14 protein-coding genes are annotated in these 15,395 nt (G+C 62.6%); 9 read left to right on the top strand and 5 right to left on the bottom strand.

Going from position 1 to position 15,395, the window contains the following annotated elements; genetic code table 11:
• Positions 1-170 precede the first annotated feature (170 nt).
• The 6 genes from AC3WKX_RS27655 (at position 171) to AC3WKX_RS27630 (ending at position 6,652) form a co-directional block, all read left to right on the top strand.
• Entirely contained in the window at positions 171-1,736 is a 1,566-nt protein-coding gene (locus AC3WKX_RS27655; RefSeq protein WP_008434176.1) for an MBOAT family O-acyltransferase, read from the top strand.
• Between the two features lie 11 nt (positions 1,737-1,747).
• Entirely contained in the window at positions 1,748-2,935 is a 1,188-nt protein-coding gene (locus AC3WKX_RS27650) for an alginate O-acetyltransferase (RefSeq protein ID WP_102369877.1), read from the top strand.
• A 16-nt stretch (positions 2,936-2,951) separates the two neighbouring features.
• Positions 2,952-3,599 (top strand): alginate O-acetyltransferase AlgF, encoded by a 648-nt coding sequence (locus AC3WKX_RS27645; protein ID WP_008434181.1) that lies wholly within the window; start codon positions 2,952-2,954, stop codon positions 3,597-3,599.
• Between the two features lie 149 nt (positions 3,600-3,748).
• Positions 3,749-5,200: a mannose-1-phosphate guanylyltransferase/mannose-6-phosphate isomerase gene (locus AC3WKX_RS27640; protein ID WP_003216275.1), complete on the top strand. Its 1,452-nt coding sequence runs from the start codon at positions 3,749-3,751 to the stop codon at positions 5,198-5,200.
• Positions 5,201-5,354: 154 nt separating this feature from the next.
• Positions 5,355-5,819 (top strand): hypothetical protein, encoded by a 465-nt coding sequence (locus AC3WKX_RS27635; RefSeq protein ID WP_003216273.1) that lies wholly within the window; start codon positions 5,355-5,357, stop codon positions 5,817-5,819.
• 20 nt (positions 5,820-5,839) lie between these two features.
• Entirely contained in the window at positions 5,840-6,652 is an 813-nt protein-coding gene (locus AC3WKX_RS27630) for an SDR family oxidoreductase (RefSeq protein ID WP_102606054.1), read from the top strand.
• A 161-nt stretch (positions 6,653-6,813) separates the two neighbouring features.
• Here the strand turns inward: AC3WKX_RS27630 and AC3WKX_RS27625 are convergent, their stop codons facing one another.
• A complete protein-coding gene (locus AC3WKX_RS27625) occupies positions 6,814-7,677 on the bottom strand; it encodes a LysR family transcriptional regulator (RefSeq protein ID WP_003216270.1) in 864 nt (287 codons plus the stop codon).
• 111 nt (positions 7,678-7,788) lie between these two features.
• Here AC3WKX_RS27625 and AC3WKX_RS27620 point away from each other — a divergent pair, with 111 nt between their 5' ends.
• Positions 7,789-8,979: an MFS transporter gene (locus tag AC3WKX_RS27620; protein WP_087692838.1), complete on the top strand. Its 1,191-nt coding sequence runs from the start codon at positions 7,789-7,791 to the stop codon at positions 8,977-8,979.
• Positions 8,976-9,374, top strand: a complete 399-nt coding sequence (locus AC3WKX_RS27615; RefSeq protein WP_102606053.1) for a DUF4440 domain-containing protein — start codon at positions 8,976-8,978, stop codon at positions 9,372-9,374. The genes AC3WKX_RS27620 and AC3WKX_RS27615 overlap by 4 nt, the downstream gene beginning before the upstream one ends.
• A 102-nt stretch (positions 9,375-9,476) precedes the next feature.
• Here the strand turns inward: AC3WKX_RS27615 and AC3WKX_RS27610 are convergent, their stop codons facing one another.
• From AC3WKX_RS27610 to AC3WKX_RS27595, 4 genes are read right to left on the bottom strand one after another with little or no spacing between them, the layout of a single operon-like run.
• Positions 9,477-10,337 (bottom strand): efflux RND transporter periplasmic adaptor subunit, encoded by an 861-nt coding sequence (locus AC3WKX_RS27610; RefSeq protein ID WP_087692839.1) that lies wholly within the window; start codon positions 10,335-10,337, stop codon positions 9,477-9,479.
• Positions 10,338-10,347: 10 nt separating this feature from the next.
• Positions 10,348-10,548, bottom strand: coding sequence for a DUF1656 domain-containing protein (locus AC3WKX_RS27605; protein ID WP_003216262.1), 201 nt, complete (start codon positions 10,546-10,548; stop codon positions 10,348-10,350).
• The gene (locus AC3WKX_RS27600) at positions 10,538-12,721 is read right to left on the bottom strand and encodes an FUSC family protein (protein ID WP_003216260.1); all 2,184 of its coding nucleotides are present in this window, start codon (positions 12,719-12,721) and stop codon (positions 10,538-10,540) included. The genes AC3WKX_RS27605 and AC3WKX_RS27600 overlap by 11 nt, the downstream gene beginning before the upstream one ends.
• Before the next feature lie 10 nt (positions 12,722-12,731).
• Positions 12,732-14,243, bottom strand: a complete 1,512-nt coding sequence (locus AC3WKX_RS27595) for an efflux transporter outer membrane subunit (protein ID WP_032899258.1) — start codon at positions 14,241-14,243, stop codon at positions 12,732-12,734.
• Positions 14,244-14,425: 182 nt separating this feature from the next.
• Here AC3WKX_RS27595 and AC3WKX_RS27590 point away from each other — a divergent pair, with 182 nt between their 5' ends.
• Positions 14,426-15,394 (top strand): LysR family transcriptional regulator, encoded by a 969-nt coding sequence (locus AC3WKX_RS27590; RefSeq protein ID WP_003216257.1) that lies wholly within the window; start codon positions 14,426-14,428, stop codon positions 15,392-15,394.
• The last annotated feature ends 1 nt before the right edge of the window (position 15,395 follow it).

Genomic DNA, 15,395 nt, shown 5'->3' with positions numbered 1-15,395 from the left:
GTCAGTCGCCCTCTGTGTTGAATGACACACCGCATTCGCGAGCAAGCCCGCTCCCACATTTTGAGCCGGTTTCGTCAGTGGGAATGTAATACCGCCCCTCTCCGTTTTCGGTGGGGGGTTTGGGGGGGGCCGTTGGCCCTTGACTGTTGGTTAAACATGGAGAGATCGGGATGGTTTTCTCGTCCAATGTGTTCCTGTTCCTGTTCTTGCCGATCTTCCTCGGCTTGTACTACCTGAGCGGGCAACGCTATCGCAATCTGCTGCTGCTGGTTGCCAGTTATGTGTTCTACGCCTGGTGGCGAGTGGACTTCCTGGCGCTGTTCGCCGCCGTGACGCTGTGGAACTACTGGATCGGCCTCAAGGTCGGTGCGGCAGGCGTGCGCACCAAGCCCGCCCAGCGCTGGCTGCTGCTGGGCGTGGCGGTCGATCTGTGCATCCTCGGCTACTTCAAGTACGCCAACTTCGGTGTCGACAGCATCAACCTGATGATGAAGTCGGCGGGCCTGGAACCCTTCATCCTCACCCACGTGCTGTTGCCGATCGGGATCTCGTTCTACATCTTCGAGTCCATCAGCTACATCATCGACGTGTACCGCGGCGACACTCCGGCCACCCGCAACCTGATCGACTTTGCGGCGTTCGTGGCGATCTTCCCGCATCTGATTGCCGGCCCGGTGTTGCGCTTTCGCGACCTGGCCGACCAGTTCAACAACCGCACCCACACCCTCGATAAATTCTCCGAGGGCTGCACGCGGTTCATGCAGGGTTTCATCAAGAAGGTGTTTATCGCCGACACCCTGGCGGTGGTCGCCGATCATTGCTTCGCCCTGCAAAACCCCACCACCGGCGATGCCTGGCTCGGCGCACTGGCGTACACCGCGCAGCTGTACTTCGACTTCTCCGGCTACAGCGACATGGCCATCGGCCTGGGCTTGATGATGGGTTTTCGCTTCATGGAAAACTTCAAGCAGCCGTACATCAGCCAGTCGATCACCGAGTTCTGGCGGCGCTGGCACATCAGCCTGTCCACCTGGCTGCGTGACTACCTGTACATCACCCTGGGCGGCAACCGTAAAGGCACGCTGACCACCTACCGCAACCTGTTCCTGACCATGCTCCTCGGTGGCCTGTGGCACGGTGCGAACATCACCTACATCGTGTGGGGCGCCTGGCACGGCATGTGGCTGGCGATTGAAAAAGCCATCGGCCTCAACACCGCACCGCGCAGTTTCAACGTTGTGCGCTGGGCCTTCACCTTCCTGCTGGTGGTGATGGGCTGGGTGATCTTCCGCTCGGAAAACCTGCACGTCGCCGGCCGTATGTACGGCGCGATGTTCAGCTTCGGCGAGTGGTCGCTGTCGGAACTCAACCGCGCCAGCCTTACCGGCCTGCAAGTGGCAACCCTGGTGGTGGCGTACGCAACCCTGGCGTTCTTCGGCCTGCGGGACTTCTACAGCAACCGCCCACCGGAAAAAACCAAGCCTGCGGTGAACACCCAGGCCGATGGCCCGGCGACTGCGCAACCGGGCTTGATCAAGGCCGTACCGGGCGACAACCCGGGCAGCATCCATGAGCCCGGCTACACCGTGGGCACCGAGGCCACCGTGCAACCGGCCTACTGGAGCGCCACCTGGCCACGCTACGCCATGCGCGCCGCAGTACTGCTGCTGTTCGTGGCGTCGATTCTCAAACTTTCGGCGCAGAGCTTCTCGCCGTTCCTTTACTTCCAGTTCTGAGGGAGCCGACCATGACCCGTTCATTACGCGTCCTCTACATCGCCTTGTTCCTCGCCGTGCTGCTGGCGTTGGGCGCCTGGTCGATGCGCAGTTTCCTGGGCTTCAGCACCAACGCCGACGCCACCGTGCTCAACGGCCGCTGGACCAAGGCCGTCGAGACCCACTACGACGACCAGTTCCCGATCAAGCGCCTGGGCACCAACCTCTGGGCAGCGCTGGACTACAAGCTGTTCAACGAAGGCCGCCCTGGCGTGGTGATTGGCCGCGACCACTGGTTGTACAGCGACGAGGAATTCAACCCCATCGTCAACGAAGACCAGAACCTGCAAGGCAACTATGCCTTGGTGGAAGGCGTGCGCCAGAAGCTCAAGGCCCAGGGTATCCAACTGGTGATGGCGATCGTGCCGGCCAAGGTGCGGCTGTACCCGGAACACCTGGGTGAAGTGCAGCCGGCGAGCATCCGCGCAGGTCTGTACCAGGACTTCCATGCCCGCATGGCCGCCGACAAGATCGTCGCCCCTGACCTGATGGGTCCGCTGCAACAGGCCAAGCTGCACGGCCAACAAGTGTTCCTGCGCACCGACACCCACTGGACCCCGGACGGCGCTGAAGTGGCGGCCAAAGAATTGGCCAAGACAATTGCCAACAAGACGCCCCTGAGCGGCGAGCCTCAACGCTTTGTCACCGAAGCCGAGAAGACCGAGCCACACAAGGGCGACCTGCGCCTGTTCCTGCCGCTGGACCCGCTGTTCGAAAACCTGATGCCGCCCAAGGAGCCACTGCAAAAACGCGTGACGCACCTGGCTGAAACCAAAGGCGACGATGCGCTGTTCACCGACAGTGAAACCCCGGTGGCCCTGGTGGGCACCAGCTACAGCGCCAACCCGAACTGGAACTTTGTCGGCGCGCTGAAGCAAGCCCTGGGCAGCGACGTCATCAACTACTCCGAAGACGGCCACGGCCCGATCCTGCCGATGCTCAGCTACCTGAAAAGCGACGACTTCAAGAACAGCCCGCCACAGGTGCTGATCTGGGAGTTTCCCGAGCGTTATTTGCCTGTGAACAACGAAATCGGCGATGCCGACCCGCAGTGGGTTGCGCAGCTCAAACAAGCCGGTATGCGCCAACAGAACATGGCTATCAACACCCCCACCGTTAAAAACATGAACTCCGAGACGCCCGACCGGGCGCAAAACTGAAAGAGAGGTAACTCACATGACTTTCACTACTAACCTCGCAAAAACTTTTGCCCTCGTCGCCGGCATGAGCGTTGTTTCGATGTCCGCCTTCGCCGGTGGCGACGCCGCCCTCTACGGTCCCGTCGCGCCAAAAGGCTCGAGCTTTGTGCGGGTGTACAACGCCAGCAACCAGGAAGTCAGCGCCACCGTCGGCAGCACCAACCTCAACGAGGTTGCACCGCTGGCCAGCAGTGACTTCAGCTTCATGCCGGGCGGTGACTACAGCGCCAAGGTCGGCAGCCAGACCCTGCCGGTCAAGCTCGCCGCCGACCACTACTACACCCTGGTCAGCAGCGGCAGCGGCCAACCGCAACTGATCGAAGAACCGCCGTTCAAGAACAAGCAGAAATCCCTGGTGCGCGTGCAGAACCTCAGTGACAAGTCGCTGACCCTGAAAACCGCCGATGGCAAGACCGACGTGGTCCAGGCCGTGGCCGCCAAGGGCCGTGGCGAGCGCGAGATCAACCCGGTGAAGGTCAGCCTGGCGCTGTATGAAGGCGATAAAAAAGTCGGCGACGTGAAGCCGGTAGCTCTGGAACGCGGTGAGGCCGCAGTGCTGTACGTCACCGGCACCGGCGCCAACCTGTCGCCAGTGTGGGTGAAACGCCCTGTGTCGACCCGCTGATTAGATTTTCAGATTGACGCTGCCCCCTGTGGGAGCTGGCTTGCCTGCGATGCGGACAACTCGGTGTATCAGGTACACCGAGGTGATGCCATCGCGGGCAAGCCCGGCTCCCACAGGCTCTAACCAAATTTGATTCAAGGAGAAACACCATGATCCCAGTAATCCTTTCCGGTGGTAGCGGCTCACGTCTTTGGCCGCTTTCGCGTAAACAGTTTCCCAAGCAGTTCCTGGCCTTGACCGGCGAGCACACCTTGTTCCAGCAAACCCTGGAGCGCCTGGTGTTCGACGGCATGGACGCGCCCATCGTGGTGTGCAACAAGGACCACCGCTTTATCGTCAACGAGCAACTGGCTGCCCGCAAACTGGAAACCCAGCGCATCCTGATGGAGCCGTTCGGCCGCAATACCGCGCCGGCCGTGGCCCTGACGGCGATGATGCTGGTCAACGAAGGCCGCGACGAACTGATGCTGGTGCTGCCCGCCGACCACGTGCTGGATGACCAGAAAGCCCTGCAACGCGCCCTGGCCCTGGCCACTGTGGCGGCTGAGCGTGGCGAAATGGTGCTGTTCGGTGTGCCGGCCACCCGTCCGGAGACCGGCTACGGCTATATCAAGTCGACCAACGATTCGCTGCTGCCCGAAGGCGTCAGCCGCGTGCAACAGTTCGTGGAAAAACCCGATGAAAAACGCGCCGCCGAATTCGTCAAGAGCGGTGGTTATTTCTGGAACAGCGGCATGTTCCTGTTCCGTGCCAGCCGCTTCCTCGAAGAGCTGAAAAAACACGACCCGGACATCTACGACACCTGCCTGCTGACCCTGGAACGCAGCAACCAAACCGCCGACACCATCGACATCGACGAATCCACCTTCGCCTGCTGCCCGGACAACTCCATCGACTACGCCGTGATGGAAAAAACCCAACTGGCCTGCGTGGTGCCGTTGACTGCCGGCTGGAGCGACGTGGGTTGCTGGGCATCGCTGTGGGACGTGAATGAAAAAGACGCCAACGGTAACGTCAGCAAGGGCGACGTGGTGATCCAGGACAGCAAGAACTGCATGATCCACGGCAACGGCAAGCTGGTGTCGGTGATTGGCCTGGAAAACATCGTGGTGGTGGAAACCAAGGACGCGATGATGATTGCCCACAAGGACAAGGTCCAGGGCGTCAAGCAGATGGTCAACACCCTCAACGAGCAGGGCCGCAGCGAAACCCAGAACCACTGCGAGGTGTACCGTCCATGGGGCTCGTACGACTCGGTGGATATGGGCGGACGCTTCCAGGTCAAGCACATCTCGGTGAAACCGGGCGCGTGCCTGTCGTTGCAGATGCACCACCACCGCGCCGAACACTGGATCGTGGTCAGCGGCACCGCCGAAGTCACCTGTGACGAGAACGTGTTCCTGCTCACCGAAAACCAGTCCACCTACATCCCGATTGCCTCGGTGCACCGTTTGCGTAACCCGGGCAAGATTCCATTGGAGATTATCGAGGTGCAGTCCGGCAGCTACCTGGGTGAAGACGATATCGAACGCTTTGAAGATATCTACGGTCGATCCACGCCAATCGAGCGTGGCGTGTCGGTAAAAACCATCGCGCAGTAAACAGAGCAGCACAACAAGCCCCCGCCCCACCGACTGCGTCCCCTATCCGCAGCCGGTGGGCCGGGGGCTTTTTCTTTGGGGCCGGGGAACCCGAAGATGGTCAACTCCACCTACGCTTGGTTAGGATGCCCGTTCCGTTTTCGAGGTTGTTGCCATGTTCTTTGGTGTCTTGCTGATTATCACCTGGCTGATCCTCTTGCTGCGCTACCCCGCCAGGGCGTTGCCGGTTTCCCTCGCGGCCGCCGTCGGCCTGGGCCTGGTGGCGGTATGGGTGGTGTGGCTGGACAACCGCGAGGCCCAGCAATTGGCACGCCTGGAACTGCGTACCGTCTACGCGCCGAAAGAATGCCCGGCAGACCGCCCGCTCAAGCTCACCTTGAACAACGGCAACAACGTACCGCTGACCGAACTGCGTTGGCGCATCGCCGCGTATGCGCCGGGCGATACGGTCAACCTGGCAGACAACGTGTACGCTGCCCCGCGCTATCGCGGCCCCGGCGAACTGCAGGCCGGCGCCACCTGGGAAGACTGCCTGCCAGTGCCGCCGCTGCGCCCCGGCTACCGCCCGCAAACCCTGGAATTTCGTGCCGAGCATTTGCAAGGCAGCTTCTCTGACTGATAACGACAAAGGACTGATCCATGCCCAACGTACTGATCACCGGGTGCTCCAGTGGCATTGGCCGTGCCCTGGCGGACGCCTTCAAGCAAGCCGGCTTTGACGTGTGGGCCAGCGCCCGGCGCAGCGAGGATGTGGCGGCACTCGCCAGCGCCGGCTTTAACGCGGTGCAACTGGACGTCAACGACAGCGCTGCACTGGCGCAGTTGGCCGGGCAGGTCGGCGAGCTGGACGTGCTGATCAACAACGCCGGCTATGGCGCCATGGGTCCGTTGCTCGACGGCGGCACCCAGGCGATGCAGCAGCAATTCGAGACCAACGTATTCTCAGTGGTCGGCGTGACTCAAGCGCTGTTCCCGGCCCTGCGTCGCCGTAAAGGGTTGGTGGTGAATATCGGCAGCGTGTCCGGCGTGTTGGTCACACCGTTCGCCGGTGCGTATTGCGCCTCGAAAGCCGCAGTGCATGCCTTGAGTGATGCGTTGCGCATGGAGCTCGCACCGTTCGGCGTGCGGGTGATGGAAGTGCAGCCAGGCGCCATCGATACAAGTTTTGCAAAAAACGCCGGCACCCAGGCCGAACTGTTGATCAATGAAAAGTCGCCCTGGTGGCCACTGCGCGAAAGCATCCGCGCCCGGGCCAAGGCCTCCCAGGATCGGCCTACGCCCGCTCGCGATTTTGCCGCGGACGTGCTCAAGGCCGTGCAACAGGGCACGCCGCCGCGCCTGTTGCGCTCGGGTAATGGTTGCCGGGCATTGCCGTGGATGGCGGCGCTGTTGCCCAAGGGCTTGCTGGAGACTGTCTTGAAAAAACGCTTTGGCCTGAGCGGCCAGCTCTAAGAGCCCCCGCCTCCCTGTGGCGAGGGAGCTTGCTCCCGCTGGGCTGCGCAGCAGCCCCAAAACCATCCGCCCAAGTTTCCTGAAAGAATGCGCTGACCTTTTCAGGGGTGCTTCGCCCCCCAGCGGGAGCAAGCTCCCTCGCCACACGGTTTCTCGGCTGATCAGCCTTTCATGAAATCAATGAAGGCCCGCACTTTCAGGGGCAAATGCCGGGTATCCGGGTACAACGCGTACACCCCCTGCGGCGCAAATCGATACCCCGGCAGCAACCGCACCAAACGCCCCGCATCCAGGTCTTCCTGCACCAGCCACTGGGGCAGGATCGCCACGCCATGCCCGCGCACGGCAAACGCCTGGAGAATGGCGGCACTGTCGGCAACCAGTGAAGCCTTGCCGGGGCCTGGACGGTACAGGTGCTCATGGCCGGCCGGGTCGAGCACCGTCAACTCCGTCAGCCGCCCGTGCCCCAGCTTGGGCAGTTGCTCCAGCTCTTCCAGCGTGGCGACCCCGGCAAACCCCGGTGCAGCCACGGCGAGGATTTCGTAGCTCGACAGCTGCACCGCCCGATGATTGGAGTCGAGCATCCGCCCCAATCGAATAGCCACATCGAAGCGCTCGGAGATCAGGTCGGCGTGGCTGGAGGAGGTGGATAACTGGATGTTCAATTCCGGGTGCAGGCCGCGAAAGGTTTCCACTGCCGGCACCACCACCGCCAATCCGTATTCGACGGTGGTGGTGATCCGCAATGTGCCCTTGAGCTGGCTGTGCTCCGAACGAGCCTCTTCCACCGCCAGGCGCGCTTCTTCCAGCATGCGCGTGCAGCGCAGGTAAAAGCGTTCGCCCGCATCGGTCAGTGCCAGTTGCCGAGTACTGCGGGTCAGCAGGGTCACGCCCAGCTCGGCTTCCAGGCGCTTGAGGTTGAAGCTCACCACTGCTCGCGTCTGCCCGAGGACATCAGCGGCTGCCGTCAACGAACCGGCCTCGACCACGGCCTTGAAGGTGTCGAAACGATCCAGACTGACCATTGGTCACGCGCTCCTTTGTCAAAATATTTTTGACAAACTAACAGTCAAACCGCTGTTTCCCAAGTGCCCGCACCCGCCTACCCTGCCGCCATCCACAGCAGGAACTGCGCAATGACCTACCGCTCGAAAGTCACCTGGATCTTTCTACTGGGCTTCGCCCTCGACCTGGTGAACATGTTTGTCGCCACCATCGCTTACCCGGACATCGCCCGCGAGTTGCACGCCTCGGTCACGCAACTGGCATGGATCGGCAACGCCTACATGCTCGGCCTGACCGTCGTCATTCCCCTGAGTGTTTGGCTGGCGGCGCTGTTGGGTGAGCGCCGGTTGATTGCCGTCAGCCTGTTGCTGTTCGGCGTAGCCTCGGTGCTGGTGGGCCAGGCCGCCTCGATTGAAGCGCTGATCGGCTGGCGCCTGTTGCAGGGCTTGGGTGGCGGCTTGTTGATTCCGGTGGGGCAAGCCTTGGCCTATCGGCATTTTCCGCCGGCAGAACGCAGCCAACTGACAGCCAGGGTCATGCTGGTGGCGCTGCTGATTCCGGCGTTGTCGCCAGCATTGGGCGGCCTGGTGGTGGACAGCGTGTCGTGGCGCTGGATCTTTTTCGCCAACCTGCCGCTGGCGCTGATCACCGTGATGCTGACCTTGCGCTGGCTGGTGGCAGACACGCCCGCGTCCACACGCCCGGCGCTGGAGCTCGGTCACGTATTGGGCCAGGCTCGCCGCCCGATGCTGCGGGTCGCGATGCTGGTTTACCTGTTCATCCCGGGCGTGTTTATCGGCACCAGCCTGGTGGCGATTCTTTATCTGCACGGCCTCGGCTTTACCGCCAGCCTCATCGGCGCGCTGATGCTGCCGTGGGCGCTGGCCTCGGGGCTGGCGATTGCCTTGAGCAAAAAACTGTTCAATCGCTGCGGGCCGAGGCCGCTGCTGCTGGCGGGCATGCTGCTGCAAGCCCTCGGCATCCTGTTGCTGATCGAGCCGCACCCGGTTGTCGTGGTGCTCGCCTACCTCCTGATGGGCCTGGGTGGCAGCCTGTGCAGCAGCACCGCGCAAACCCTGGCCTTTCTCGACATTCCGGCCGAGCGCATGGGGCATGCCAGCGCCTTGTGGAACATCAATCGGCAATTGAGTTTTTGCCTCGGTGCCGCCGTGCTCAGTGGGGTGCTGGCTGCGCTGGACTCGTTCACCGTCACCTTCGCGATTGCCGCGGCGTTGACCCTGTTTCCATTATTTGCCGTACTGTGCCTGGATGCGTCCAAGGTACGGACACTGCTTCACCCTGCCAGCGAGCCCACACGATGATTGACTACCGCGATTTTTTTGATGAAGTGATCCAGGCCCATGTCGAGATCGAGCAATGGTTTGCCGGCACAGCCCCCGAGGGAACACTGGAGGTTTTGCTGAAGCGTTTTTCGCCGGACTTTTCCATGATCACCCCGGCGGGCAAACAACTGGATTTTGCACTGCTCAACCAGCTGTTCAGCCAGGCTGGCGGCAAGCGGCCCGGGTTCAGGATCAGCCTCAGCGAGTTTGCCGGGATTGACCGACACGCCCGTGGCGCGACGGTAAGTTATCGCGAACAGCAGGTGGATGGCAGCGGTGCCCAAACCGATCGGCGATCGACCGTGGTGTTTGAAAAACAGGCCAGTGGCGCCCTGCTGTGGCGCCACTTGCACGAGACGTTTCTACAGGCCTGACACGGTCAAAATGTGGGAGCGGGCTTGCTTGCGAATGCGGTGGATCAGTCGATATTTTCGTTGACTGACAAACTGCCTTCGCGAGCAAGCCCGCTCCCACATTCAGTTCTGTGTTTGGTTGACGATCACGGTGCAGGTGATCCCCGCCGCCAACAGCACACCTTCCGGCACTTCATCGATATGAATCCGCACCGGCACCCGCTGGGCCAGGCGCACCCAGTTGAACGTCGGGTTCACATCGGCGATCAACTCGCGGCTCTCCGGGTTGTCCCGGTCGTAGATGCCGCGCGAAATGCTTTCCACGTGGCCCTTGAGGGTTTCGCCGCTCATCAACTGCATGTCGGCCTTGTCCCCGACTTTGACGTGGGGCAGCTTGGTTTCTTCAAAGAAGCCGTACACCCAGAACGAGTTCATATCCACCACCGCCATCTTCGCCTCGCCGATGCGTGCATAGTCGCCGCGGTGCACGTTGAGGTTGGTGACGTAGCCGTCGACCGCCGCCACCACCTGGGTGCGCTTGAGGTTCAGTTGCGCCGCTTCAAGCTGGGCCAGGGCATGTTGGTAGTCGGCCAGGGCCGAGTCGGCGATGTTACTGGCGTCGTCGCGGTTTTCCTTGGAGATCACCAGGGCGTCGAGGTCGGCGCGGCGGTGGGCGTTGACCTTGCGCATCTCCCAGGTGGCCTTGCGGGAAGCCACCAGGGATTGCGCCTGCTTGACCGCAATCTGGTAATGCTCAGGGTCGATCTGCATCAGCAGGTCGCCCTTTTTCACCAACTGGTTGTCACGCACCGGAACGTTGACCACTTCGCCGGTGACGTCGGCGGCGACGTTGATGATGTCGGCGCGCACCCGGCCATCGCGGGTCCAGGGGGTTTCCATGTAGTGCACCCACAACGTGCGGCCAATCCAGATCGCCAGGGCCAGTACCAGCAAGGTCGCGAGCAGGCTGAAAAACTTTTTCATCGGGGCATTCTCAACGGTAGACGGTCAGCGCCAGGGCGCCGAACAAGCAAGCGAACAGGCTCAGGCGCAGCAGCGCCGGGTGCCAGAAAAAACGGTACAGGTCAAAGCCGGCCAGAAAGCGGTCAAGGGCCCAGGCCAGGCCCGCCGCGATCAGAAACATCAGGGTCATGGTGGGCATGTAGACGCCGTGGAAGGCGATTTCACGAGGCATGGGCGGGTCCTTCGGGCTTGAGGGCAGCCAGGGGTGATTGCGGGTCCAGCAATGAGGTGCGGATAAAGTGCAGGTAGCTTTTCACCCGGCGCAGGGCCGAGGTGTCGAAGTGCGGGGCGAAGGGTTCGTCGGTGGCCTGCACCCGGCTGATGGCGTGGTCCACGGCGACCAGGCTGCGCTCCAGGTTGCTGGCGCTGGGTTGCAGGAACAGCCGCACCAACGAACGGCCCATAACCCGGATCGCCTGGCGCCACGGCTGGGACTCGGCATACGCCGGGTGCACCGGCAGGATCGCCTGTTCCTTGCGCAACTCGATGATCGCGTGGCCGACTTCCAGCACCACGAACATCCAGCGCAGCAGGTTGCGTTGCACCTGGGGTTGCCCGGCGGCAAAGCCGTAGGCCTGGTGCAGCAGGTCGCGGGTGCGGCTTTCGAAACCCGACGCCAGGCCCTTGAGTTTGCCGCTGATGGCGAACACCACTTGCTCGCGCAAGTCCTGCTCCAGCCGACGCCACAACCAGCGGCTGTTGGGCGGCAGGATGATCGCGCCCGCCGCCGCACACACCAGCATGCCGATGACCATGGCGATGTAGTCGTTGATGAAGGTATAGGGGTTGTAGATCGTGAGGTTGTCCGGCACCGAGCCGGTACTGAAGAAGATCAGCAACCCGACGCCGACTCCCGCGTACTGCGGGCGCGAAGCCAGGAACGAACCGAAGATGATCACCGGCGCGAGCATCACGCACAGCAACGGGAAACCGTCGATCCAGGGAAACACGAAGAACATTTCGACAAAGCCCACCAGCGCCCCGATCAAGGTGCCGCAAGCCATTTGAAAGGCCATGCGCTTGGGGTTGGGGGTGGCGGCCGACAAACCCACCGTCGCCGCGGCGATCAGGGTCATGGTCGCGCCACTGGGCCAGGCCGTAGCCACCCAGTAACTGCCGAGCACGATCAGGATAAACGAGGCGCGAATCCCCGAGGCGGCGCAGGCCAGCCAGTTGGTTTTGGGGGTGTAGGGTTCGTCCCAGTGTTCGCGCTCGTGGCTGTGATCCGCCAGGGATGCATGGGTCTGGGCGTAGTTGTGCAAGTCGTCGACGAAGCGGTACAGCAGCTCATAGGCGGTGTGAAAGTCCAACAGCTCGGCGTCGCTGGGGGCGCTTTCCTGGAAGCGGGTGCGCAGGCTGCGCACCTTGGCGGGCAGGCCTTCCTTGTAGGCGTTCAACTGATTGGCCAGGCGCGCCGCATCGGGGCTGGTGAGCGCACGGCCGGAAAAACCGTCGAGCAGTTCCGCCAGGTCTTGCAGGCCCGGCTTGATGGCAGCCACCACGTGATCGGCCTCCTGGCTGCGCAGGCGCTCGAGCAATTGGTGCAAGGCGTTGAAGCGCGTGGTGATGCCCATGAACTCGCTGTTCAAGCGCGTCAGCCGGCCATTGCGCCGACGCATGTGCGGGTCTTCGAACACGGTGATGCTGCGCAGCCCTTCCAGGCCCACGGCTTCGGCGATAAAGCGCACGTTGCTGCGTTCAAAGCCTTCGCGCTCGCTGCGACCGCGCAGGCCGTCGGTGACGAACAGCGCGAACACACCGAAGCGCTGGTACAGGGCGTTGCGCATCGCAGCGCTGGAGGTTTGCGGCAGGATCGCGGCGCTGACCAGCGTGGAGCAGACAATCCCCAACGAGATTTCCAGGACTCGCCACACCGCCGCCATAAACGCGCCGTCGGGATGGGCCAGGGCCGGCAAGCCAACCATCGCCGCGGTGTAGCCGGCCAGCACAAAACCGTAGGCGCGAAAGTTGCGATTGCGGGTCGCGCCAGCAGTGCAGATGCCGACCCAGATCGCCAGCGAACCGAGGAACAGTTCAGTGTTCTGCGCAAACAACGCGATCAGGAACACCATCACCGCCGAGCCCGCCAGGGTGCCCAGGAAGCGGTAGAAACTCTTGGCGAACACCTGGCCGCTTTGCGGTTGCATCACGATAAAGACGGTGATCATCGCGGTACGCGGTTGCGGCAATTCCAGGCGCATCGCCAGCCACAGCGTCAGGAAGGCCGCGATCAGCACCTTGAAGATATAGACCCAGGTCACGCCATCACTGCGTGCCCAATCGAAGAAACCACGGCGCCACTCAAGCGAGTGCAACCAGCGCAGCGGTGCAGGCAAGGGAGTCATCGCATCCTACTCAGTGATCAAACACGGCGAGGGCCGCCGGGGTCTTGCTCGGTAAGGTCTGGCTGTCCTGAGGCACATCGCTGCCGGCACCGAGGCCACCGCCCAACGCGGTCACCAGTTCGGCGTGGGCACTCAGGCGTGCAGCCTGGACCTGCTGCTGCACCTGCTGCTGGCGGAACAACAGGCTCTGGGCATTCAGCACGTTGAGGTAGTCGGTGAGGCCGCGCTGGTAGGCGATCATCGCGATGTCATAGGTTTTCTGCGCCGAGGCCACGGATTCGGCGGCGAAGGCTTGCTGCTTGTCCATGGACTCGCGGCGGATCAACTGGTCGCTGATGCCCTTGAGCGCGTTGACCAGCGTCTGGTTGTAGTGCGCGACGGCGATGTCGTAGCCGGCGCTGGCTTCACCCAGTTGCGAGCGCAGGCGGCCACCGTCGAAGATCGGCAGGCTGATGGCAGGGCCGGCGGTGTAGTTGAGTTTCTTGCCGGTCAGGAAACTCAGCATCCCGCCGCCGGTGGCGACGTAGCCGAGGCTGCCCACCAGGTCGACGTTGGGGTAGAAACCGGCGTGGGCCACATCAATGCCACGGGCCTGGGCCGCCACTTGCCAGCGGCTGGCGACCACGTCCGGGCGCTGGCCGAGCAGTTCGGCGGGCAAGCTCGACGGCAGTTTCAGCGGCGCGGCCAGGGACAAGGTGGGCCGCTGCAACTGCGCGCCCGCCCCCGGCCCTTTGCCCGCCAGCGCGGCCAACTGGTTGCGACTCAGGGCGATCTGTTCATCCAAGGCGTCCAGCTGGCGATGGGTTTCCGGCAGCGGCGTCTCGGCCTGGCTGACTTCGAAGTGGGTGCCGATCCCACCATTCAAACGCTTTTGCGCAAGGTCGAGAATCTGTTGTTGCTGGGCCAGGGTGGCGGCCACGATATCGCGCTGGGCGAAATGCAACGACAGCTGGATATAGGCGCGCACCACGTTGTTCTGCAATTCGAGCTGGGCCTGGCGCGCTTCGGCGGCGCTCATGTGGGCCATGTCCACGGCGCGCTCGGTGGCGTTGCTTTCGCGGCCCCAGAGGTCGAGGGCATAGCTCAAGCCCAGGGACGCGTTGTTGTCCCAGGTGGTGGAATTGTCCAGCGCGCCCGGGCCGTAGAATTGGTCGCTCGGCCAGTTATGGCGCTTGAGCGTGGCATCACCATTGATCTGCAACGACTCGGCCGACTCGGCGATCCCGGCCATGGCCCGGGCTTCACGCACACGTGCAGCGGCCATGGCCATGCTCGGGCTGCCTTGCACGGCGAGGTCGATCCAGTGGTTGAGTTGCGGGTCGCCGTAGGCTTGCCACCATTGCGCGGTGGGCCAGTGGGCGTCCTGGGCGGCGCTTTTGATCGCTTCGTCGGTGGCCAATGAATTGGCGACGAGTGACTGGCCTTGAGGGGCGATTCCTCCGGTTCCGATGCAGCCGCTGATTGCTAACGATAAGGCCCAAACACTGAGAGTCTTCAGCTCTCTGCTGATGCGACGCGGCACTGCTGCGAATTCCTGAGAGGGTGTTGCGGGGAAGGTGGCGCAATTCTAAGGGGCGGGCCGGATGGCGATAAGGTGGGATTCTTGTGAATCTTTGTTACCGTTCAGGCGATAATCCGTTCGTAGGGATCACTGGATCCTGCAACTTCGTGTCACAATTTGCCATCTCCCCTGAGAGCACCTTAATGGACACCTTGCAAAACATGCGCGCCTTCAGTTGTGTGGCCGAAGCCGGCAGCTTCACCGCCGCCGCCGTGCAACTGGATACCACCACGGCCAACGTCTCGCGCGCGGTCTCCAACCTTGAGGCCCATCTGCAAACCCGTTTGCTCAACCGCACCACCCGCCGCATCGCCCTGACCGAGGCCGGCAAGCGCTATTTGCTGCGTTGCGAGCAGATCCTGGCGTATGTCGAGGAAGCGGAAGCCGAAGCCAGCGACGCCCACGCCCGCCCCGCCGGGCAGCTGAAAGTGCACACCATGACCGGCATCGGCCAGCACTTCGTGATCGATGCGATTGCCCGCTACCGCCGCACCCACCCGGACGTGACCTTTGACCTGACCATGGCCAACCGCGTGCCGGACCTGCTGGATGAGGGTTACGACGTGTCCATCGTGCTCGCCAGCGAGTTGCCGGATTCGGGGTTTGTCTCGCAGCGCCTGGGGATAACTTACAGCATCGCCTGTGCCTCGCCGGCCTACGTCAAGGCCAACGGCTGCGCGCAACGGCCCAGCGACCTGCTCAACCACGCGTGCCTGCGCCTGGTCAGCCCGGTGATTCAGCTGGATAAATGGTCGTTCAATGGCCCGGAAGGCCAGGAAAGTGTGGCGATCAACAGCTCACCGTTCCTGGTGAACTCGGCCGATGCGATGAAGACCGCGATCACCAGCGGCATGGGCGTTGGCCTGTTGCCGGTGTATGCGGCGATTGAAGGGCTGCGCAACGGCACCCTGGTGCGGGTGATGCCCAACTACCGCTCCCAGGAGCTCAACCTGTACGCCATCTACCCGTCGCGCCAATACCTGGATGCGAAGATCAAGACGTGGGTGGAATACCTGCGCAGTTCCCTGCCGGAAATCATGGCCGCGCATCAGGCGGAACTGGCGGCCTATGAGCTAAGTGGCAGTTTGGGCGGGGTACGACTGAGTAACTGAG

It is taken from the genome of Pseudomonas sp. GP01-A4, assembly GCF_058780865.1.
The sequence above is the reverse complement of the archived record's forward strand: the minus strand, read 5'-3'. Positions and strand labels throughout refer to the sequence as shown.